The organism is Streptomyces venezuelae (assembly GCF_008642335.1).
Taxonomy (GTDB): Bacteria; Actinomycetota; Actinomycetes; order Streptomycetales; family Streptomycetaceae; genus Streptomyces; species Streptomyces venezuelae_F.
In genome coordinates this window covers 3,086,848-3,106,723 of sequence record NZ_CP029191.1, presented here as the reverse complement: position 1 = coordinate 3,106,723, position 19,876 = coordinate 3,086,848, and the positions used below count along the sequence as shown (strand labels likewise).

At 70.5% G+C, this 19,876-nt stretch carries 11 protein-coding genes and 1 pseudogene; 10 read left to right on the top strand and 2 right to left on the bottom strand.

All coding sequences use genetic code 11. The annotated features are described in order from the left end of the window. Positions 1–115 precede the first annotated feature (115 nt). Positions 116–2,965 (top strand): preprotein translocase subunit SecA, encoded by a 2,850-nt coding sequence (gene secA / locus DEJ49_RS13820; protein ID WP_150184404.1) that lies wholly within the window; start codon positions 116–118, stop codon positions 2,963–2,965. 136 nt (positions 2,966–3,101) lie between these two features. Here secA and DEJ49_RS13815 read toward each other — a convergent pair whose 3' ends face one another. Further along, the gene (locus DEJ49_RS13815; protein ID WP_150184403.1) at positions 3,102–3,572 is read right to left on the bottom strand and encodes an Rv3235 family protein; all 471 of its coding nucleotides are present in this window, start codon (positions 3,570–3,572) and stop codon (positions 3,102–3,104) included. A gap of 301 nt (positions 3,573–3,873) precedes the next feature. On the opposite strand from DEJ49_RS13815, the gene DEJ49_RS13810 reads away from it, so the two are divergent. The 3 genes from DEJ49_RS13810 to DEJ49_RS13800 all read left to right on the top strand — a co-directional run bounded on the left by DEJ49_RS13810 (position 3,874) and on the right by DEJ49_RS13800 (position 7,742). Further along, on the top strand, positions 3,874–4,383 hold the full coding sequence (locus DEJ49_RS13810) for a DUF6912 family protein (protein WP_150184402.1): 510 nt from the start codon (positions 3,874–3,876) through the stop codon (positions 4,381–4,383). 274 nt (positions 4,384–4,657) lie between these two features. Beyond that, positions 4,658–5,329, top strand: coding sequence for an HAD family hydrolase (locus tag DEJ49_RS13805; RefSeq protein WP_150184401.1), 672 nt, complete (start codon positions 4,658–4,660; stop codon positions 5,327–5,329). Positions 5,330–5,429: 100 nt separating this feature from the next. After that, positions 5,430–7,742 carry an ATP-binding protein gene (locus DEJ49_RS13800; protein ID WP_150184400.1) on the top strand — a complete coding sequence of 771 codons (2,313 nt, stop codon included), beginning with the start codon at positions 5,430–5,432 and terminating at the stop codon, positions 7,740–7,742. A 521-nt stretch (positions 7,743–8,263) separates the two neighbouring features. Here the strand turns inward: DEJ49_RS13800 and DEJ49_RS13795 are convergent. After that, positions 8,264–8,830: a DJ-1/PfpI family protein gene (locus tag DEJ49_RS13795; RefSeq protein WP_150184399.1), complete on the bottom strand. Its 567-nt coding sequence runs from the start codon at positions 8,828–8,830 to the stop codon at positions 8,264–8,266. 484 nt (positions 8,831–9,314) lie between these two features. On the opposite strand from DEJ49_RS13795, the gene DEJ49_RS13790 reads away from it, so the two are divergent. From DEJ49_RS13790 to DEJ49_RS13765, 6 genes and pseudogenes are all read left to right on the top strand, one after another. Continuing rightward, complete coding sequence (locus DEJ49_RS13790; protein ID WP_150184398.1) at positions 9,315–14,261, top strand: NAD-glutamate dehydrogenase; 4,947 nt, start codon at positions 9,315–9,317, stop codon at positions 14,259–14,261. Between the two features lie 227 nt (positions 14,262–14,488). After that, positions 14,489–15,565, top strand: a pseudogene (locus tag DEJ49_RS13785) (sugar phosphate nucleotidyltransferase); the annotation flags it as partial. Between the two features lie 201 nt (positions 15,566–15,766). Continuing rightward, entirely contained in the window at positions 15,767–16,498 is a 732-nt protein-coding gene (locus DEJ49_RS13780) for a polyprenol monophosphomannose synthase (RefSeq protein ID WP_150188218.1), read from the top strand. Beyond that, a complete protein-coding gene (locus DEJ49_RS13775; protein WP_223832824.1) occupies positions 16,495–17,058 on the top strand; it encodes a GtrA family protein in 564 nt (187 codons plus the stop codon). Before DEJ49_RS13780 ends, DEJ49_RS13775 begins: the two co-directional genes overlap by 4 nt. Then, positions 17,042–18,529 carry a hypothetical protein gene (locus tag DEJ49_RS13770; RefSeq protein ID WP_150184396.1) on the top strand — a complete coding sequence of 496 codons (1,488 nt, stop codon included), beginning with the start codon at positions 17,042–17,044 and terminating at the stop codon, positions 18,527–18,529. Before DEJ49_RS13775 ends, DEJ49_RS13770 begins: the two co-directional genes overlap by 17 nt. Before the next feature lie 110 nt (positions 18,530–18,639). Continuing rightward, entirely contained in the window at positions 18,640–19,842 is a 1,203-nt protein-coding gene (locus DEJ49_RS13765; protein WP_150184395.1) for a helix-turn-helix domain-containing protein, read from the top strand. Positions 19,843–19,876 lie beyond the last annotated feature (34 nt).

Below are 19,876 nucleotides of genomic sequence, written 5' to 3'. Positions count from 1 at the left end.
GTCCGTTGACCTCATGGCACACCTCCCGGCGCGGCCCGGTCCTCGCATACGATGGCCGGTGCCCGACGAGTAAAACCGACCATGCCAGGCCCGACCGGCAAGGAGACCAACCCCCGTGTCCGTCCTCTCGAAGATCATGCGTGCAGGCGAAGGCAAGATCCTGCGCAAGCTGCACCGCATCGCGGACCAGGTCAACTCCATCGAAGAGGACTTCGTCAGCCTCTCCGACGCCGAGCTGCGCGCGCTGACCCAGGAGTACAAGGAGCGTTACGCCGACGGCGAGACGCTCGACGACCTGCTGCCCGAGGCCTTCGCGACGGTCCGCGAGGCCGCCAAGCGCGTCCTGGGCCAGCGGCACTACGACGTCCAGATGATGGGCGGCGCCGCGCTGCACATGGGCTATGTCGCGGAGATGAAGACCGGTGAGGGCAAGACCCTCGTCGGCACCCTGCCGGCGTACCTGAACGCCCTGTCCGGCAAGGGCGTCCACCTGATCACGGTCAACGACTACCTGGCCGAGCGCGACTCCGAGATGATGGGCCGCGTCCACAAGTTCCTGGGCCTCACGGTCGGCTGCATCCTGGCCAACATGACCCCGGCCCAGCGCCGCGAGCAGTACGCCTGCGACATCACGTACGGCACGAACAACGAGTTCGGCTTCGACTACCTCCGCGACAACATGGCGTGGTCCCAGGACGAGCTCGTCCAGCGCGGCCACAACTTCGCGATCGTCGACGAGGTCGACTCGATCCTCGTCGACGAGGCCCGTACGCCGCTGATCATCTCCGGCCCCGCCGACCAGGCCACCAAGTGGTACGGCGACTTCGCCAAGCTGGTCACCCGCCTCACCAAGGGTGAGCCCGGCAACCAGCTCAAGGGCATCGAGGAGACCGGCGACTACGAGGTCGACGAGAAGAAGCGCACCGTCGCCATCCACGAGTCCGGTGTCGGCAAGGTCGAGGACTGGCTCGGCATCGACAACCTGTACGAGTCGGTGAACACGCCTCTGGTGGGTTACCTGAACAACGCCATCAAGGCGAAGGAACTCTTCAAGAAGGACAAGGACTACGTCGTCATCGACGGCGAAGTCATGATCGTCGACGAGCACACCGGCCGTATCCTCGCCGGCCGCCGCTACAACGAGGGCATGCACCAGGCGATCGAGGCGAAGGAAGGGGTGGACATCAAGGACGAGAACCAGACCCTTGCGACCATCACCCTCCAGAACTTCTTCCGTCTCTACAAGCGTGACGGTTACGACAGTGGCCTCTCCGGCATGACCGGTACGGCCATGACCGAGGCCGCCGAGTTCCACCAGATCTACAAGCTGGGTGTCGTGCCGATCCCGACGAACCGGCCCATGGTCCGCGCCGACCAGTCCGACCTGATCTACCGCACCGAGGTCGCGAAGTTCGCCGCCGTTGTCGACGACATCGCGGAGAAGCACGAGAAGGGGCAGCCGATCCTGGTCGGCACCACCTCCGTGGAGAAGTCGGAGTACCTCTCCCAGCAGCTGTCGAAGCGCGGCATCCAGCACGAAGTGCTGAACGCCAAGCAGCACGACCGTGAGGCGACCATCGTCGCCCAGGCCGGCCGCAAGGGCGCCGTCACCGTCGCCACGAACATGGCGGGACGAGGCACCGACATCAAGCTCGGCGGCAACCCCGACGACCTCGCCGAGGCGGAGCTGCGCCAGCGCGGCCTCGACCCCGTCGAGCACGCCGAGGAGTGGGCCGCGGCGCTGCCCGCCGCCCTGGAGAAGGCCGAGCGGTCCGTCAAGGCCGAGTTCGAAGAGGTCAAGGAGCTCGGCGGGCTGTACGTGCTCGGCACGGAGCGGCACGAGTCGCGTCGTATCGACAACCAGCTGCGCGGTCGTTCCGGCCGTCAGGGCGACCCCGGCGAGTCGCGGTTCTACCTGTCGCTCGGTGATGACCTGATGCGTCTGTTCAAGGCGCAGATGGTCGAGCGCGTGATGTCCATGGCCAACGTGCCGGACGACGTGCCGATCGAGAACAAGATGGTGACGCGCGCGATCGCCTCCGCGCAGTCGCAGGTCGAGCAGCAGAACTTCGAGACGCGTAAGAACGTCCTCAAGTACGACGAGGTCCTCAACCGGCAGCGCGAGGTCATCTACGGCGAGCGGCGGCGCGTCCTCGAGGGCGAGGATCTGCAGGAGCAGATCACGCACTTCATGGACGACACCATCGACGCGTACATCTCCGCGGAGACCGCGGAGGGCTTCGCCGAGGAGTGGGACCTCGACCGGCTGTGGGGCGCGTTCAAGCAGCTCTACCCCGTCAAGGTCACCGTGGAGGAACTGGAGGAGGACGCGGGCGACCGCGCGGGTCTCACCGCCGAGTTCATCTCCGAGTCCATCAAGGAAGACATCCACGAGCAGTACCAGGCGCGTGAGGCGCAGCTCGGCTCCGACATCATGCGTGAGCTGGAGCGGCGCGTCGTGCTGTCCGTTCTGGACCGCAAGTGGCGTGAGCACCTGTACGAGATGGACTACCTCCAGGAGGGCATCGGCCTCCGTGCCATGGCGCAGAAGGACCCGCTGGTCGAGTACCAGCGCGAGGGCTTCGACATGTTCAACGCCATGATGGAAGGCATCAAGGAGGAGTCCGTCGGCTACCTGTTCAACCTGGAGGTCCAGGTCGAGCAGCAGGTCGAGGAAGTTCCCGTCGACGATGCGGCTCCTTCGCTGACGAAGGACGGGGTTCAGGACGCGGTGCCCGCGGGAGCGGGTTCTGGGTCGGGCGGGTCTCGACCGGAGATCCACGCCAAGGGGCTCGAGGCTCCGCAGCGGCCCGACCGGCTGCACTTCCAGGCGCCGAACGCCGAGGGTGGCGTCGACGAGGGTGACTTCGTCACGGACGGCTCCGGGGTTCGGTCCGAGGCGGACGGGATGACTCGGGCGGAGCGGCGCAAGGCTCAGAAGGGTGGGCGGCGCCGTAAGAAGTGACGGTGCTGTTGCCGACGCCGACGCCGGCGTTGTGATGTGAGTGGAGGGGCTGGGCTTTTGTCCGGCCCCTCTTTCGTTGCGCGGCCTGGTGCGGCCTGGTGCGGTCTGGTCCGGCCGCGTGTGGGGGCGCCTGTTCCTACCTCCCTGTTTCTACCGCTGTGCAGCGCCATTTTCGGTCCGCTCCCAGCGTCAGGCGGAACGCCAGCGCGCGCAGTCTCGGGCCCGTCGCGACGCGGGCGAACACCTCGTACGTCTCGGGGTGCGGCTGGTAGTGGCCGATGCGGTGGATCGTGGGGCGGTGGCCGTCCGTGCGGAGCGGCCTCAGCTCCGCCAGGCGCGCCAGCTCGTCGAACGCCGTGTTGGCGATGTGGCGGGCCACCCAGTGCATCGGGCGCTGGCCGCTGAGGACCAGGACGAGGCGCTCCGCGAAGATCTCCGTGGGGTGTGGGGGCGGCTGGGCCGGGATCGGGCGGGATGTGGTGGCGACGGCCGTCGGGGTGGGGCCCGTGCGGGGCGTTGTGCGGGAGTCCTTTCGGGTCGGTGGGCGGCCTCCGGGTGGGCGGGTCGTCGTCGGGCGGGGGCGGGGCCTTGTCATCACCTTGCGCATGGGTGCCTCATCGCTCTGCGTGGTGGGGCGGCCGGGCAGTACCGGTCGGTAACTTTCTGGTGGGGATCTTTTATGGGGGCCGGGCGTGTGGAGGCAAGGGGCGCGGGTGGTGCCTGGGGGTGCGGTGGGGGTTCACCTATCCGGGGGGTGCGGGGGGTCGTCGGGCTTGGGAGCGTGGGGGTGTGCCGGGTGAGGGTGTGGGGTGCTTGTTGACGGCTGAGCGGTGTGGGTGGGGAGCTCGATGGGGGACTCCCGCACGTATCCTGGAGGTCTTCCGAGACACCGACGAAAGCGGCCAGCCATGCGCGTCTACGTTCCTCTGACCCTGCCCCGGCTCGCCGAGGCGCACGAGGCGGGGGAGCTGGGGCCCGGGCCGCTGGTCGCCTACGCCGTGACCCCCGCGTTGCGGGAGTGGTACGTGTCGGACGACATCGAGGAGCTCGAGTACGCGGCGTTGAACCGGGCCGCCGCTGCGTCGTTGCGGCTGATCGCGGGGGATCCGGGGGCGGCGCGGCGGCGGGTCGTCGTCGCGGCGGACGTGCCGGACGGGGCGGCTGTGGCCGACCCCGACCGGGGGCTCGACCGCGGGGCGCTCGGGGAGGTGCGGATCGCTGAGGCGCTGCCGTTGGCCAAGGCGGCGGCCGTGCATGTGGACTCCGGGGACGCGGAGGGGGACGTGGCTGCGGCGGCTTCCGCGTTGGGGGCGGCGGATCAGGGGGACGATGATGCGCGGTTCGTGGTGGACGGGGTGGAGGATCATGAGCTGCTCTGGTTTGCCACGCAGGAGATTCCTGGGCTGATCGACGGGTGACCCCGGTGGGTTCCGGCGGGTTCTGACGGGTTCCGGCGGGTTCCCGGCGGGGCGCCTTGGGCTCGGTTGTGGGTGCGGGGCCGCGGGGGTATGTGCGTACTCGCCATCCCTGCGGCGCTCCTCGACATTTCCGACCGTGAGGGTGTGCTCGATGCTCCGTGCGCACATACCCCCGCGGCCCCTTCCGTCTCGTGCGCGGGTGCGGGCCGGTGGCGGCGGCGGAGCGGGTTATCTCGGTTGCGAGGGGTCCCGGCGGGGTGGGTAGGTTCTTGGGATGGGGAAGCTGCTGCGCGGGGCGCACATCGTGTGGGACTGGAATGGGACCTTGCTGCATGACATTCATGCGGTGATCGAGGCGACCAATGCCTCATTCGCTGAGCTCGGGCTCGAAGCGATCACGTTGGAGCGGTACCGCGATCTGTACTGCGTGCCGATTCCCCGGTTCTACGAGCGGCTGATGGGGCGGCTGCCCACCGATGCCGAGTGGCGGGTCATGGACGCCGTCTTCCACAAGCACTACTGGGCGCGGGCCGACGTGTGCGGGTTGGCCGAGGGGGCCGCCGAGTTGTTGGCCGGGCGGCAGAGTGCCGGGCGTACGCAGTCGTTGTTGTCGCTCGCCCCGCACGAGCGGCTGGTTCCGATCGTGCGTCGGCACGGGATCCATGAGTACTTCGTGCGCATCGATGGGCGGACCGATGAGTCGCACGCCGGTAAGGCCGAGCGGATGGTGCGGCATATGAGTGCTCTGGGCGCGGCTGTGGATGTCGGGCGGGTCGTCGTGGTCGGGGACGCGGTCGATGATGCCGTTGCCGCTGGGCATGTGGGGGCGAAGGCCGTGCTGTACACCGGGGGGTCGCACAGTCGGGCCAGTCTGGAGCTCGCCGGGGTGCCTGTCGTCGACAGTCTCGCGGAAGCCGTCGACGTGGCCGAACGGCTTGTTGCCTGAGGGTGGTTGCGGGGTTTTTCGCTCACGCTCCGCGCCGATCTGCGTACGCTGAGGTGGGATCCTCGGCCTGGCGGGACGACGTGACGGGGGCGGTTTCGCGATGGGTTTCGGCTTCGGGCAGCGGCGGGGCGGACAACTCCCCGCCGAACTCACCTCGTTCGTCGGGCGGATGGACGAACTGGCGCAGGTGCGGGCGGCGTTCGGGTACGCGCGGCTGGTGACGTTGGTGGGGCCGGGCGGGGTCGGCAAGAGCCGTACCGCCTTGCGGGCCGCCGCGGGGCTCGGGCAGCGGTTTCCCGATGGGGTGTGGCTCGCGGAGTTGTCCGCGTTGCGGGATCCGGAGCTCATTCCGTCGACTCTCGCGGCGGTTCTCGAACTGCCCGAGCAGTCCGGGATGGCGCCCCTCGACGCCGTGGTCGCGCACTTGCAGGGGCGGCGGCTGCTCATCGTGCTCGACACCTGCGAGCACCTCGTCGACGCGTGCGCGATGCTCTCCGACATCCTGCTGCGCGAAGCCGCCGACGTGTGTGTGCTCGCCACCAGCCGGCAGCCGCTCGACGTGCCCGGTGAGCACTGCTGTCCCGTCTCGCCGCTCGCGCCGGACGACGCGGTGGAGCTGTTCGCGCAGCGGGCCGCCTCCGTGGTCCCCGGGTTCCGGGTGAGCGAGGGGAACCGGGAGCGGCTGGACGCGCTGGTGCACCGGCTCGACCGCATTCCGCTCGCCCTGGAGCTCGCGGCCGTGCGGTTGCGGGCCGTCTCCGTGGAGGAGCTGGTGGCGCGGCTGGACGACCGGTTCCAGGTGCTGGGCGGGGGGCGGCGCACCGCTCTGTCGCGGCACCAGACCCTGCGTACCGCCATCGACTGGTCGCACGACCTGTGCACGTCGGAGGAGCAGGTGCTGTGGGCGCGGCTGTCCGTTTTCGCGGGGTCCTTCGAGTTGGGGGCCGCCGAGCAGGTCTGCGGGGGCGGAGCCTTGCCCGTGAGTGAGGTTCTCGGGGTGCTCATCGGGCTCGTCGACAAGTCCGTGGTGCAGCGGCTCGGAGAGTCCGGGAGCCGGTACCGGCTTCTCGACACGCTCCGCGAGTACGGGGCGGAACGGCTCGACGCCGTGGAGGCCGACGGGGGTGCCGCGCTTCGTGCGCGGCACTTCGCGTACTACCGGGATGTGGGCCGGCGCTTCGAGGACGGGTTGTTGGGGGCCGGGCAGCCCGAGCTGCATCGGGCTGTCCGTGCGGAGGTGCCGGGGCTGCGGACCGCTCTTGAGTACGCGTACGAGACGGATGGGCGGGCGCGCGAGGGGCTGAGGCTCGCGGCGCGGCTCTGGCCGTACTGGCGGGCCTCCGGGACGCTCTCGGAGGGCGGGTACTGGATCGAGAAGGGGCTGGAGCGGGTTCCCGAGGACTGTTCGGCGCGGGCGTGGGGGCTGCTGGCGACCGGTGCGTTCGGGGTCTGGACCGCGGATCTCGCGACGGCGGTGGAGCGGATGGCGCTGGCGCGGGAGTCGGCGGAGCGGGCGGGCGACGAGATGGTCGCGCAGCTGGCCGAGGGGTACGTCCATGGGCTCGCGGCGCTGTGCGGGGACGGGGGCGGGCTGGAGCGGCTCGCCGACGTGCGGCGGCGGATGGACGAGTGCGGGAACCGGCTCGGGCTGGTGGTGATGAGCTATGAGGCCGCGTTGCTGCGGGCGGTTCTCGGGGATACGGGTGGGGCTCTCGAGCTGTGTGGGGAGGGGTTGCGATTACTGGAAGGTACGGGCGAGCGGCAGGTGTACGGGTCCACGCTGATGGCGCAGGGGCTCGTGCGGTGGCTCGCGGGGGAGCGGGAGGCGGGGGTCGCCTCGCTGCGGCGCGGGATGGAGGCGGCCGGGGAGGTCGACGAGGTCCTGGTGGCCGCGATGTGCTGTCACGGGCTCGCGTGGGCGGCGGCGTACGAGGGGCGGGGGGTGCGGGCGGCGTGGTTGTTCGGGTACGCGGAGAACGCGCGGCGGCTGGGTGGGGATCCGATCGGGATGCTGCCGTCTCTTCTCGAGCAGCAGGAGGCCGCCCGGGAGTCCGTGCGGGAGGCGTTGGGCGCGGAGCAGTTCGAGCGGTGGCATGCGGTGGGGGCGCGGTTGTCGGGGCGGGAGGTCTTGGAGGCGGTTCGGGAGGATGCGGAGGTGCCTGGGGCGGGGGCGCCGGGGCCGGCTGCTCCGGGGGCGGGCGCGGGGCGCGCCGTGCTGACCCGGCGGGAGCGGGAAGTCGCCGCGCTGGTCGCGCAGGGGCTGTCGAACCGGGAGATCGCCGAGCGGCTCGTCATCTCGAAGCGGACCGCGGACGCGCACGTCGAGCACATCCTGGCGAAGTTGGGGGTGGGGTCTCGGACTGAGGTTGCCCAGGCGGTTGCTGGCGGGGCGGTTGCTGGCGGGGCGCCTTGAGTGGTGTGGTTTTTGCGGGGGTGGGGGGTTGTTTTGCCCTCGGGTTGTGGGGCGGGGGCCTTGCCGCCGCTTCGCGGCGGATTTTCTCCCGCCCGCCCACCCGTTTGCCCCGCGACGTCCTGTGGGGGTAGGGGCGGGGGCGGGTGGGTGGGCGTGGGGACGTGGCGACCGCGGCCGTGTCCGGCCGGGGTGCGGGGGCGTAGCGACCGCGCCCTCGCCCGGCCGGGGTGCGGGGGCGTAGCGACCGCGCCCTCGCCCGGCCGGGGTCCGGGGCCGGGGTGCGGGGCCTGCCCTCGCCGACAAGGGCAGGGGCCCGCGTGGCCGGGTGTCGGGCCGGGTGGCCCGAGTGGCGGCGCGGGACAAGAGCCTGCCCGGTACGGGCGTCGCCCCGCATCGGTATGCGCGAGGATCCGCATACCGATGTCTGCCGCGGCGGCCGTCGGCGCCCCGCTCCGTATACCTAGTGGAGTGCCGTCGTCTGGATGTGGGCGGCGGTGGGGCCGCGGTCCCCTCCGGTCACGTCATGTCACCGGCGCCTTCGCCCTCAGCACCGTGAGGAACTCCCTCATCCAGCCCGAGTGGTCCGGCCACGCGCGGGCCGAGACCAGCGTGCCGTCCACCACCGCCTCAGCGTCCTGGAACGTTGCACCGGCGGTCTGCATGTCGATCTCCAGGGCCGGATACGCCGTGACCCTGCGGCCGGTCAGGGCGCCGATCGCGGCCGTGAGGAGCGGGCCGTGGCAGATCTGGGCCACCGGCTTGTCCGCGTCGAAGAAGGATTTGAGGATCTTGCGGAGCTCCGGGTCGTTGCGGAGGTATTCGGGGGCCCGGCCGCCGGGGATCACCAAGGCGGCGTACTGGCCGGGATCGACCTCGGCGAAGGCGAGGTCCGCAGGCCAGGTGTACCCCGGCTTCTCCGTGTACGTGTCGAAGCCCGGCTCGAAGTCGTGGACCACGAAGCGGAGGCTCTTGCGGGTCGGGGCCGCGATGTGGACGTCGTAGCCCTCTTCGCGGAGCCGTTGGTAGGGGTAGAGGACTTCCAGGGACTCGGCGGCGTCGCCGGTCACTATCAGGATCTTGGCGGTCATTGCGGTGCGCTCCCCTCGGAGGGCGGGGGCCGCCTGCGCGGGCCCTCAGGGCCAACGTGCCCGCACGGTCCCTCCTTGCCAAGAGGGCGGGAGGGTGGCCGGCGCACTGTGCAGAGTGTCAAAGTTCCGGTCCCGCTTTTGTACACATACGGCTCATGACGGTTCCCCGGTCCGGGGCGATAGCCTTGACCCGTGATCAGCGCGATATCCCGCGGGGGCATAGGTGCCCCCGCCCTGCGCCCGGGGAGAACGGTGGACAACCGTGCCCGGGCGCTCGCTGGCGCTTCTTCGCGGTGCGGCCGGACAGGCCGAGCAGGCCGGACAGGCCATCTGTCAGTGGAACCGCTGAAAATGGCGGAAAGCTGTCCGCTCTTGCCTCACCGCGGCATAACGTCGAACCCGGCCGGAGACCCCGTGCCGCGGCGTTACGGCACATCACTTCCTTCTACGTCACGCAACGGCGCGCGACAGGAGTCAGAGGACAATGCAGACCAAGCTGGACGAAGCCAAGGCCGAGCTGCTCGCGCGGGCCGCCCGGGTAGCTGAGAACAGCCCGGTCGGGGGGCGCCTACCGAGCGGTGCACCGACCGGGACGACGAGCGGGGCCACGCCGGACCAGGACACGGCTCTCGCGTTCCTCCAGCGCTACTACCTGCACACCGCCCCCGAGGACCTGGCCGACCGCGACCCGGTCGACGTCTTCGGAGCCGCCTTCTCCCACTACCGGCTCGCCGAGAACCGCCCGCAGGGGACGGCGAACGTGCGGGTCCACACCCCGACGGTCGAGGAGAACGGCTGGACCTGCAGCCACTCCGTCGTCGAGGTGGTCACCGACGACATGCCCTTCCTCGTCGACTCCGTCACCAATGAGCTGTCCCGGCAGGGCCGCGGGATCCATGTCGTCATTCACCCGCAGGTGGTGGTGCGGCGTGACGTGACCGGAAAGCTGCTCGAGGTGCTGCACCGCGAGGGCGGTGCCGAGCTGCCGCACGACGCGCTCGTCGAGTCGTGGATCCACGTCGAGATGGACCGCGAGACCGACCGCGCCGACCTGAAGCAGATCACCGCCGATCTGCTGCGGATCCTCAGTGACGTACGGGAGACCGTCGAGGACTGGGAGAAGATGCGCGACGCCGCGCTGCGCATCGCCGACGACCTGCCCGCCGAGCCCACCGCGGGCGACCTGCCCGACCAGGAGGTCGAGGAGGCCCGCGAGCTGCTGCGCTGGCTCGCCGACAACCACTTCACGTTCCTCGGCTTCCGTGAGTACAACCTCACGGAGGACGACTCCCTCGCCGCCGTCCCCGGCACCGGCCTCGGCATCCTGCGCGCCGACCCGCAGCACGACAGCGACGACCACCACCCGGTGAGCCCGTCCTTCAACCGGCTGCCCGCCGACGCGCGCGCGAAGGCCCGCGAGCACCGGCTGCTCGTGCTGACCAAGGCCAACAGCCGGGCCACCGTCCACCGGCCGTCCTACCTCGACTACGTCGGCGTGAAGAAGTTCGACGCCGACGGGAACGTCGTGGGGGAGCGGCGCTTCCTCGGGCTCTTCTCGTCCGCCGCGTACACCGAGTCCGTGCGGCGCGTCCCCGTCATCCGCCGCAAGGTCGCCGAGGTGCTCAGGGGCGCCGGGTTCTCGGCCAACAGCCACGACGGGCGCGACCTGCTCCAGATCCTGGAGACCTACCCGCGCGACGAGCTCTTCCAGACGCCCGCCGACGAGCTGCGCTCCATCGTGACGAGCGTCCTGTACCTGCAGGAGCGGCGGCGGCTGCGGCTGTACCTGCGCAAGGACGAGTACGGGCGCTACTACTCGGCGCTGGTCTACCTGCCGCGCGACCGCTACACCACCGGTGTCCGCCTGCGGATCATCGACATCCTCAAGGAGGAGCTGAACGGCGCCAGCGTCGACTTCACCGCCTGGAACACCGAGTCGATCCTGTCGCGTATCCACTTCGTGGTCCGGGTGCCGAAGGGCGGGGAGGTTCCTGATCTCTCCGACGCCGATGTCGAGCGCATCGAGGGGCGGCTCGTCGACGCCGCCCGTTCCTGGGCCGACGGCTTCGCGGAGGCGCTGACCGCCGAGTGCGGCGAGGAGCGCGCCGCCGAACTCCTGCGCCAGTACGGGGGTGCCTTCCCCGAGGGGTACAAGGCCGACCACACGCCGCGCGCCGCCGTCGCCGACCTCCAGCACCTGGAGCAGCTCTCCCAGGGCGACAAGGACTTCGCGCTCTCCCTGTACGAGCCGGTGGGCGCCGCCCCCGGCGAGCGGCGTTTCAAGATCTACCGCGCGGGCGGCCAGGTCTCCCTCTCCGCCGTTCTGCCGGTGCTGCAGCGACTCGGTGTCGAGGTCACGGACGAGCGTCCGTACGAACTGCGCTGCACGGACCGTACGAACGCGTGGATCTACGACTTCGGGCTCCGGCTGCCCAAGTCGCAGAACGGCAACGGCGACTACCTCGGCGACGACGGCCGCGAGCGCTTCCAGGAGGCCTTCGCCGCCGCCTGGACCGGTGAGGCCGAGGTCGACGGGTTCAACTCGCTGGTGCTGCGCGCCGGACTCAGCTGGCGTCAGGCGATGGTGCTGCGCGCCTACGCGAAGTACCTGCGCCAGGCCGGTTCCACGTTCAGCCAGGACTACATGGAGGACACCCTCCGCAACAACGTCCACACCACCCGGCTGCTCGTCTCGCTCTTCGAGGCGCGCATGTCGCCGGACCGCCAGCGCGCCGGGACCGAGCTGACCGACGGGCTCCTGGAGGAGCTGGACGGCGCCCTTGACCAGGTCGCGTCCCTGGACGAGGACCGGATCCTGCGGTCCTTCCTCACCGTCATCAAGGCGACGCTGCGGACCAACTTCTTCCAGGAGTCGGCGGGCGGCAAGCCGCACAGTTACGTCTCCATGAAGTTCGACCCGCAGGCCATCCCGGACCTGCCCGCGCCCCGTCCCGCGTACGAGATCTGGGTGTACTCGCCCCGCGTCGAGGGCGTCCACCTGCGCTTCGGCAAGGTCGCGCGCGGCGGTCTGCGCTGGTCCGACCGGAAGGAAGACTTCCGGACCGAGATCCTGGGTCTCGTGAAGGCGCAGATGGTGAAGAACACCGTCATCGTGCCCGTCGGCGCCAAGGGCGGCTTCGTCGCCAAGCAGCTGCCCGACCCGTCCGTGGACCGCGACGCGTGGCTGGCGGAGGGCGTCGCCTGCTACAAGACGTTCATCTCCGCGCTGCTCGACATCACCGACAACCTGGTGGCCGGCGAGGTCGTGCCCCCGGCGGACGTCGTCCGGCACGACGAGGACGACACCTACCTCGTCGTCGCGGCCGACAAGGGCACGGCGACGTTCTCCGACATCGCCAACCAGGTCGCCGAGTCGTACAACTTCTGGCTGGGCGACGCCTTCGCCTCCGGCGGCAGCGCCGGGTACGACCACAAGGGCATGGGCATCACCGCCCGCGGCGCCTGGGAGTCCGTGAAGCGGCACTTCCGCGAGCTCGGCTGCGACACCCAGTCCGAGGACTTCACCGTCGTCGGCGTCGGCGACATGTCCGGCGACGTGTTCGGCAACGGAATGCTGCTCTCCGAGCACATCCGCCTCGTCGCGGCCTTCGACCACCGGCACATCTTCATCGACCCGAAGCCGGACGCCGCGACCTCGTACGCCGAGCGCCGCCGCCTCTTCGAGCTGCCCCGCTCCTCCTGGGCCGACTACGACAAGGAGCTGCTCTCCGCGGGCGGCGGGATCTTCCCGCGCAGCGCCAAGGCGATCCAGCTCAACGCCCAGATCCGCGAGGCCCTCGGCATCGAGGGCAAGGTCGCCAAGATGACCCCGGCCGACCTGATGAGGGCCATCCTCCAGGCGCCGGTCGACCTGCTGTGGAACGGCGGCATCGGTACGTACGTGAAGTCGTCCGCGGAGTCGAACGCGGACGTCGGCGACAAGGCCAACGACGCGATCCGCGTGGACGGCCAGGACCTGCGCGTCAAGGTCGTCGGCGAGGGCGGCAACCTCGGTCTGACCCAGCTGGGCCGCATCGAGTTCGCGCGCTCCGGCGGCCGCATCAACACCGACGCCATCGACAACAGCGCGGGCGTGGACACCTCCGACCACGAGGTGAACATCAAGATCCTGCTCAACGCGGTCGTCGCCAACGGCGACATGACCGTCAAGCAGCGCAACAAGCTCCTCGCCGAGATGACCGACGAGGTCGGGCACCTGGTCCTGCGCAACAACTACGCGCAGAACACCGCCCTGGCCAACGCAGTCTTCCAGTCGCCGTCCCTGCTCCACGCCCACCAGCGCTTCATGCGCTGGCTCGGCAAGCAGGGCCACCTCGACCGGGGCCTGGAGTTCCTGCCCAACGACCGGCAGATCCGCGAGCTGCTCAACTCCGGCCGCGGCCTCTCCCAGCCCGAGCTTGCCGTGCTCCTCGCCTACACGAAGATCACGGCCGCCGACGAGCTGATCCAGACGACGCTGCCCGACGACCCGTACCTGCAGCGCCTGCTGCACGCCTACTTCCCGAAGGCGCTGCACGAGCGGTTCCCCGAGCAGGTCGACGGTCACGCGCTGCGCCGCGAGATCGTCACCACGGTCCTCGTCAACGACACCGTCAACAGCGGCGGTTCGACCTTCCTGCACCGCCTGCGGGAGGAGACGGGCGCCTCGCTGGAGGAGATCGTGCGGGCGCAGCTGGCCGCCCGTGAGATCTTCGGCCTCGGCGAGGTGTGGGACGCGGTCGAGGCGCTCGACAATGTCGTCGCCGCGGACGTCCAGACCCGGATCCGGCTGCACTCGCGCCGCCTCGTCGAGCGCGGCTCACGCTGGCTGCTCAACAACCGGCCGCAGCCGCTCCAACTCGCCGAGACCATCGGCTTCTTCAGCAAGGGCGTCACGGAGGTCTGGGAGGAGCTGCCGCAGCTGCTGCGCGGCTCCGACCTGGAGTGGTACGAGGGCATCCGCGACGAGCTGACCGAGGCGGGCGTGCCGGAGGAGCTGGCGCGCCGCGTCGCCGGGTTCTCCTCCGCCTTCCCGGCGCTCGACATCGTCGCGGTCGCCGACCGGACCGGCAAGGAGCCGATGGCGGTCGCCGAGGTCTACTACGACCTCGCGGACCGGCTCCGCATCACGCAGCTCATGGACCGCATCATCGAGCTGCCGCGGGCCGACCGCTGGCAGTCCATGGCGCGCGCCTCCATCCGCGAGGACCTGTACGCGGCGCACGCGGCGCTGACCGCGGACGTCCTCGCGGCGGGCAACGGCCAGTCCACACCGGAGCAGCGGTTCAAGGCGTGGGAGGAGAAGAACGCGCCGATCCTGAGCCGGGCGCGGTCGACGCTGGAGGAGATCCAGAGCTCGGACGCGTTCGACCTGGCGAACCTGTCGGTGGCGATGCGGACGATGCGGACGTTGCTGCGCACGCACTCCTGATCTCTGGTAGGTGACACGGGGGCGCCCCGGGCCTTGTCGGCTCGGGGCGCCCCCGTGTGTGCCCCGGAGTGCCGGGCGGGCGGAATGGTTGCTTCCGTGGCGCGGAACGGGTGATGACATTCCCCATGACTCGCCATATCCCGTCAATTCAGACATTTGGTCTAAGGTGGGTGAGATTGTCTGATGGCGGTACGAGATCCGATGTACAGGGAAGGTCCGACGAGGCGATGACCGAAGCCATTCTGCTGGTCGGCGGGCGAGGCACCCGGCTGCGGCCGGTGACCGTCCACACGCCGAAGCCGATGGTCCCCGCGGCCGGTGTCCCCTTCCTCGCGCACCAGCTCGCCCGTCTCGCCGCCGCCGGCGTCGACCACGTCGTGATGGCCACCTGCTATCTCGCCGAGGTCTTCGAACCGCACTTCGGCGACGGATCGGCGTACGGCCTGGAGCTGGAGTACGTCGTCGAGGACGAGCCGCTGGGTACGGGGGGAGCCATCCGCAACGCGGCGGCGCGGCTGCGGTGCGGGGACGTTGAACCTGTCCTGGTGTTCAACGGGGACATCCTCAGCGGGCTCGACATCCGCGACCTCGTCGACACGCACGTGCGCCGTGACGCCGACGTCACGCTCCATCTCGCCCGCGTCGACGACCCCCGCGCGTTCGGGCTCGTGCCGACGGACGACGACGGTCGTGTACTCGCGTTCACGGAGAAGCCGACGACGCCCGAGGAGATCGTCACGGACCAGATCAACGCGGGGGCGTACGTCTTCCGCAGGTCCGTGATCGACGAGATTCCGCGGGGGCGTGCGGTCTCGGTGGAGCGGGAGACGTTCCCGGCGCTGCTCGCGCGGGGCGCGTATCTGCACGGAAAGGTCGAGAACGCGTACTGGCTGGACCTCGGGCGCCCCGAAGCCCTCGTCCAGGCGTCGGCCGATCTCGTACGCGGGGTCATCGAGTCGTCCGCGCTGCCGGGCGAGCAGGGCGAGTCCCTGGTCCTGCCCGGCGCGGAGGTCGCCGCGGACGCGGTCCTCGCCGAGGGGACCGTCGTGGGAGCGGGTGCCCGGATCGGGGCGGGGGCGGTCGTGCACGGCTCGGTCGTGCTCGACGGCGCGGAGGTCGGCGCCGGGGCCGACGTCCGGCTGAGCCTGGTCGGCGCGGGCGCCCGCGTCGGCCGCCGCACCGTTCTGCACGGTGCGGTCGTGGGGGACGGGGCGCAGGTGGGGGCCGACAACGAACTGCGGACCGGGGCGCGGGTGTGGTGCGGGGCGGTACTGCCGGATGCGGCGGTGCGGTTCTCGCCCGACGTGGGGGTGGGGTCTCTTGTCGGTGCTGTTCCGCCCGGGTCCCGTACCGCCGCCGTGCCGACCGGTTCCCGTACCGCTGAAGGGCTGTGAGCAGTGACTGTGAACCTTCCCGAGAATCTCGAGAATCCCGAGAGTGACCTCTCCGAGAGCCTCGCCGACCGGCTGCCCGAGGCGTGGGCCGCGACGCCGTTGACCGTCGTCATGCCCACGTACAACGAGGCGGGGAACCTGCCCGGCATGGCCGAGGCCCTCATGGCGCTGCCCCTGCCCGGCCTGCGCCTCCTCGTCGTCGACGACTCCAGCCCCGACGGCACCGGGCAGATCGCCGAACGCTTCGCCGAGCGGTACGGCAGCGCCCGCATGAGCGTCCTGCACCGCACCGAGAAGGACGGCCTCGGCCGCGCCTACGCCGCCGGCATGGCGCGGGCCGTCGCCGAGGGCGCGCACTACGTCCTGCAGATGGACGCGGACGGCAGCCACCCCGTGGCGAAGGCCGCCGAACTGCTCGGTGTCGCGCTCGCCACGGACGCGGGTGTCGTCATCGGCAGCCGGTACGTTCAGGGCGGCACGCTCTCCGACGCGTGGGGCGCCCACCGCAAACTGCTCTCCCGCTGGGCCAACGCCTACGCGGGCACGATCCTCGGCACCCGCGTCCGCGACATCACCGGCGGCTTCAACCTATGGCGCGCCGACGCGCTGCGCGCGATCGACCTCGCGTCCGTGGACAGCGCGGGGTACAGCTTCCAGGTCGAGATGAAGTACCGGGCGCTGCGGCGCGGATTCGACGTCATGGAGGTACCGATCCACTTCGAGGACCGCACGGTCGGCGAGTCGAAGATGAGCCTGATGGTGCAGCTGGAGTCGGTGGTCATGCCGTGGAAGCTGCGGCTGGACGCGAGTGCGCGTGGGCGCGGGGCGGGGGTGCGGGGATGAGTCCGTCGACCCTGCCGAGTCCGCCCAGCCCGAGCCCGCCGACAGTGCACGAGGCGCCGCAGACCGCGCCGCCGGCGCCCAGGTCCCCCGAATCCGCTTCCGGGGCTGCCTCCGTTTCCGCTCCTGCCCCCCGGCTCACCGTCGCCCGCCTGCGCAGGCTGTTCCTGGAGCTCGTGAAGTTCGGGGTCGTCGGCGGCAGTGGCGTGGCAGTGAACCTGGTGGTGTTCAACCTCCTGCTGCATGGTGTGTCGTCCGGTCCGATGACGGCGACGGTGCTGGCCAGCTGCGTAGCCATGGGCACGAACTACTTGGGCTTCCGCTTCTTCGCGTACCGCGACCGCGCGTCCCGTACGAAGCGTCAGATCGCCCTCTTCTTCGCCTTCAGCGGGATCGGCGTGGCGATGGAGAGCCTGCTGTTCTACGCGGCGTACCACGGCGCGGACATGAGCGGGCCGCTCGGCTCGAACGTCGCCAAGGCGCTGTCGATCGTCCTCGCCTCGGCGTTCCGCTTCCTGGTCTACCGGACGTGGGTCTTCCAGCACGATGCGCGTCGCCACTAAAGGGTCCATAGGACGGGCCGCCTGGGCGGCGGCCGTCCTCGTCCTCGTCCTGCTCCTCGTCGTGATCGTCCGCCTGCCCTGGGCGGGCGACCTCGGCATCCACGCGGCGACGATCGAACGCCTGCGCCACCACCTGGCCGACCCGGGCAACCCGCTGGTCGACGCGGACACGCCGAGCCCGTACTACTCCCCGTGGATGCTGCTGCTCGGCTGCCTGGCGAAGGTGACCGGGCTCGGCACGTTCGTGGTGCTGCGGGTGGCGGCGGTGGCGGGGCTGAGCTTGCTGGTGACGGGGGTGTTTCGTTTTGTACGTACGTTCAGCACGCGGCGGGCGGCGCCGCCTCTGGCTCTGCTCTGCCTGGTCCTGCTCTGGGGTCCGGCGCTGTTCAACTGGAGCGGATTCCCGGGCCTCAACTCCCTGGCCCTGACGGTCTCCTACCCCAGTACGTTCGCGCTGGGCCTCTCCTTCCACTTCTGGGCGCTGCTGCGGAAGGCGTTGAGGGGGGCGGTGGATGCCTGGCCGGTCTTCTTGGGCCTCGGCCTGCTCTGGGCGGCGATCCTCCTGTGCCACCAGTTCACGGGGGTCGTGGCGTCGGTCGGCGGCCTCGCGATGGTGCTCGGGTCGCGGCCTTGGCCGTCGCGGGCGGTGCTGATGCGGCTGGCGGGTGGCGTGGCGCTGGGGGTGGTGCTGCTGGGGCTCTGGCCGTACTACTCCTTCTTCGACCTGTTCGGGGTCGGCGGCCTGGAACAGATCCACCGCTCGCTCTACCGCGACCTGCTTCCGCACTTCGGCCTGGCGCTGGTGGGGGTGGGGGCGTTGCTCCTGCGCTGGCGCCGGTTTCACCGGGACCCGCTCGTCCTCTTCTTCCTCCTCGGCGCCGCGGTGTTCGCGGCGGGCGGCCTGTCCGGCCACTACTCGTGGGGCAGGGTGCTGCCGGCGGTCCTGATCCCGGCCCAGCTGGCGGCGGCGCTCGAAGTCTTCGAGTTGGGGCGTGTCGGGGGGCGGCGCGTCTTCGCGGGGCTCCTTGGCGCGGCGCTGCTCGTCGGGGCGTGGACGCAGGCGGGGACGCTCGGGTATGTGGTGCCGCGTGATGCGTTGCCCGCGTGGGCCGCGGCGAAGTACCGGCCGCCGTGGCCGGGCTACAACTGGCTGACCCGGGAGGTCGAGTACGGCGACGTGGTGATGGCGAAGACGTTCCCGTCCCGCCAGATCCCGGCGTACGGGCCCTACACGGTGGCGCCCGGCTACCCGGACTTCTTCCTGCCGGACCAGGAGCGACGGGTCACCGCGGTGCGGGACTATTTCGCGCCGGGCACGTCGCGGGGCGAACGGCTGGACATCCTGCGGCGGTACGGGGTGCGGTGGGTCGTGGAGTATCCCGGGGACGGGGGGCTGCGGGCCGATGACTCGGCGCTGCGGCGGGTGGCTACGGGGCCGCGGGGGCAGGTTCTGTACGAGGTGGTGGGCTGAGGCTGCGGTGTTCGCCCTGGGGGCGGGGGTGTTGAGGCCTACCATCGGAGTTCAGCAGCTTTCAGTTTTCAGCTTGCAGCTTTCAGCTTGAGCAACCCATTGGGGCGATCGTGAGCAACTGGGCCGACCTGACGACCGGTAAGCGCATCAAGCATTTGCGGGGCTCCGATCTGACGCAGCAGGGGCTCGCCGAGGCGTCGGGGCTGTCACTGGCGCTGGTGCAGAAGGCGGAGCAGGACCGGGGGGAGTTGTCCATCGGTTCGCTTCTCAAGCTCGCGCACGCGCTGAAGTCGGACGTGTCCGTGATCCTGGGGCAGCAGGCCCCGAGACGGGCGACGAACCAGGACACCCGGGCGGCCCTGCGCCGCCTTTCCGACGCGGTGCACGACAGCGCCCTCGGAGACTGGGACGGCATCGAGGAGCCGAGCTCGCTCGCCGAACTGGCGGCGGCCCACGAGCGAGTGTGTGCCACGTACTGGCAGGGCGCGTACGGGGAGTTGAGTGAACTCATCGCGAAGGTCCTGCTGGAAGGCAGCGTCCGGTACGGGCAGGCCACGGGCGAAGAACGCGAACGGCTGGGGGCGGTCCTCGCCGGCACGTACCAGTTCGCCTCCTCGGCGGCGATCCTGCTCGGCCAGCGTGACCTGGCCCTGAGCGCGCTGATCTCTGCGCGACGTCTGGCGGACGAGTCCGGTGACCTGGTTCAAGTCGCGCTCCTCGAGTCGACGTTGTCGTGGATCTATTTGCGCAGCGCGAAGGTGTCCAGGGCGATCACGGTGGCGGAGCGTGCGGCCCTTCGGATCGAGCCGTCGTTCAGCAAGGCGTCGAGCCCGCAACTGCTTGGGTATGGCCGGTTGATGGTCTCCGCGGCGGTGGCGGCGTCACGCAAGGGAGACTCCGCCGTGGCGGACGACTACCTCTCTCAGGCTCACGCGGCCGCCGCGCGGCTCGGGCGTGACGTGACGCTGCACGGCACGCACTTCGGCCCGACCGCGGCGAGTACGGAGGCGGTGGGGATCGCCGTGGCGCTCGGGAACCACGGCAAAGCACTGACCCTGGCGGCGCGCGCCGAACTCCCCCGCTCCATGCCCAAGCTGGCCCGCAACCGCTACAAGCTCGACGTCGCCCTGGCCCAGTGCGCGGTCGGTCTGCACGACCAGGCGGCGGACACCCTCATCGAGGTGGCGCTCGACGCCCCCGAGTGGGTCAGGCACCAGGCGCTGCCCGGCGTCATCGGGAAGCGGCTCGCGAAGGTGTCGACGGCGCGGGTTCGTAACATCGGCGAACTCATCGGGATGCCGCTCATCGCGTAGTCGTACGGAGCGTAGGAGCCGGGGCGAGGCAACC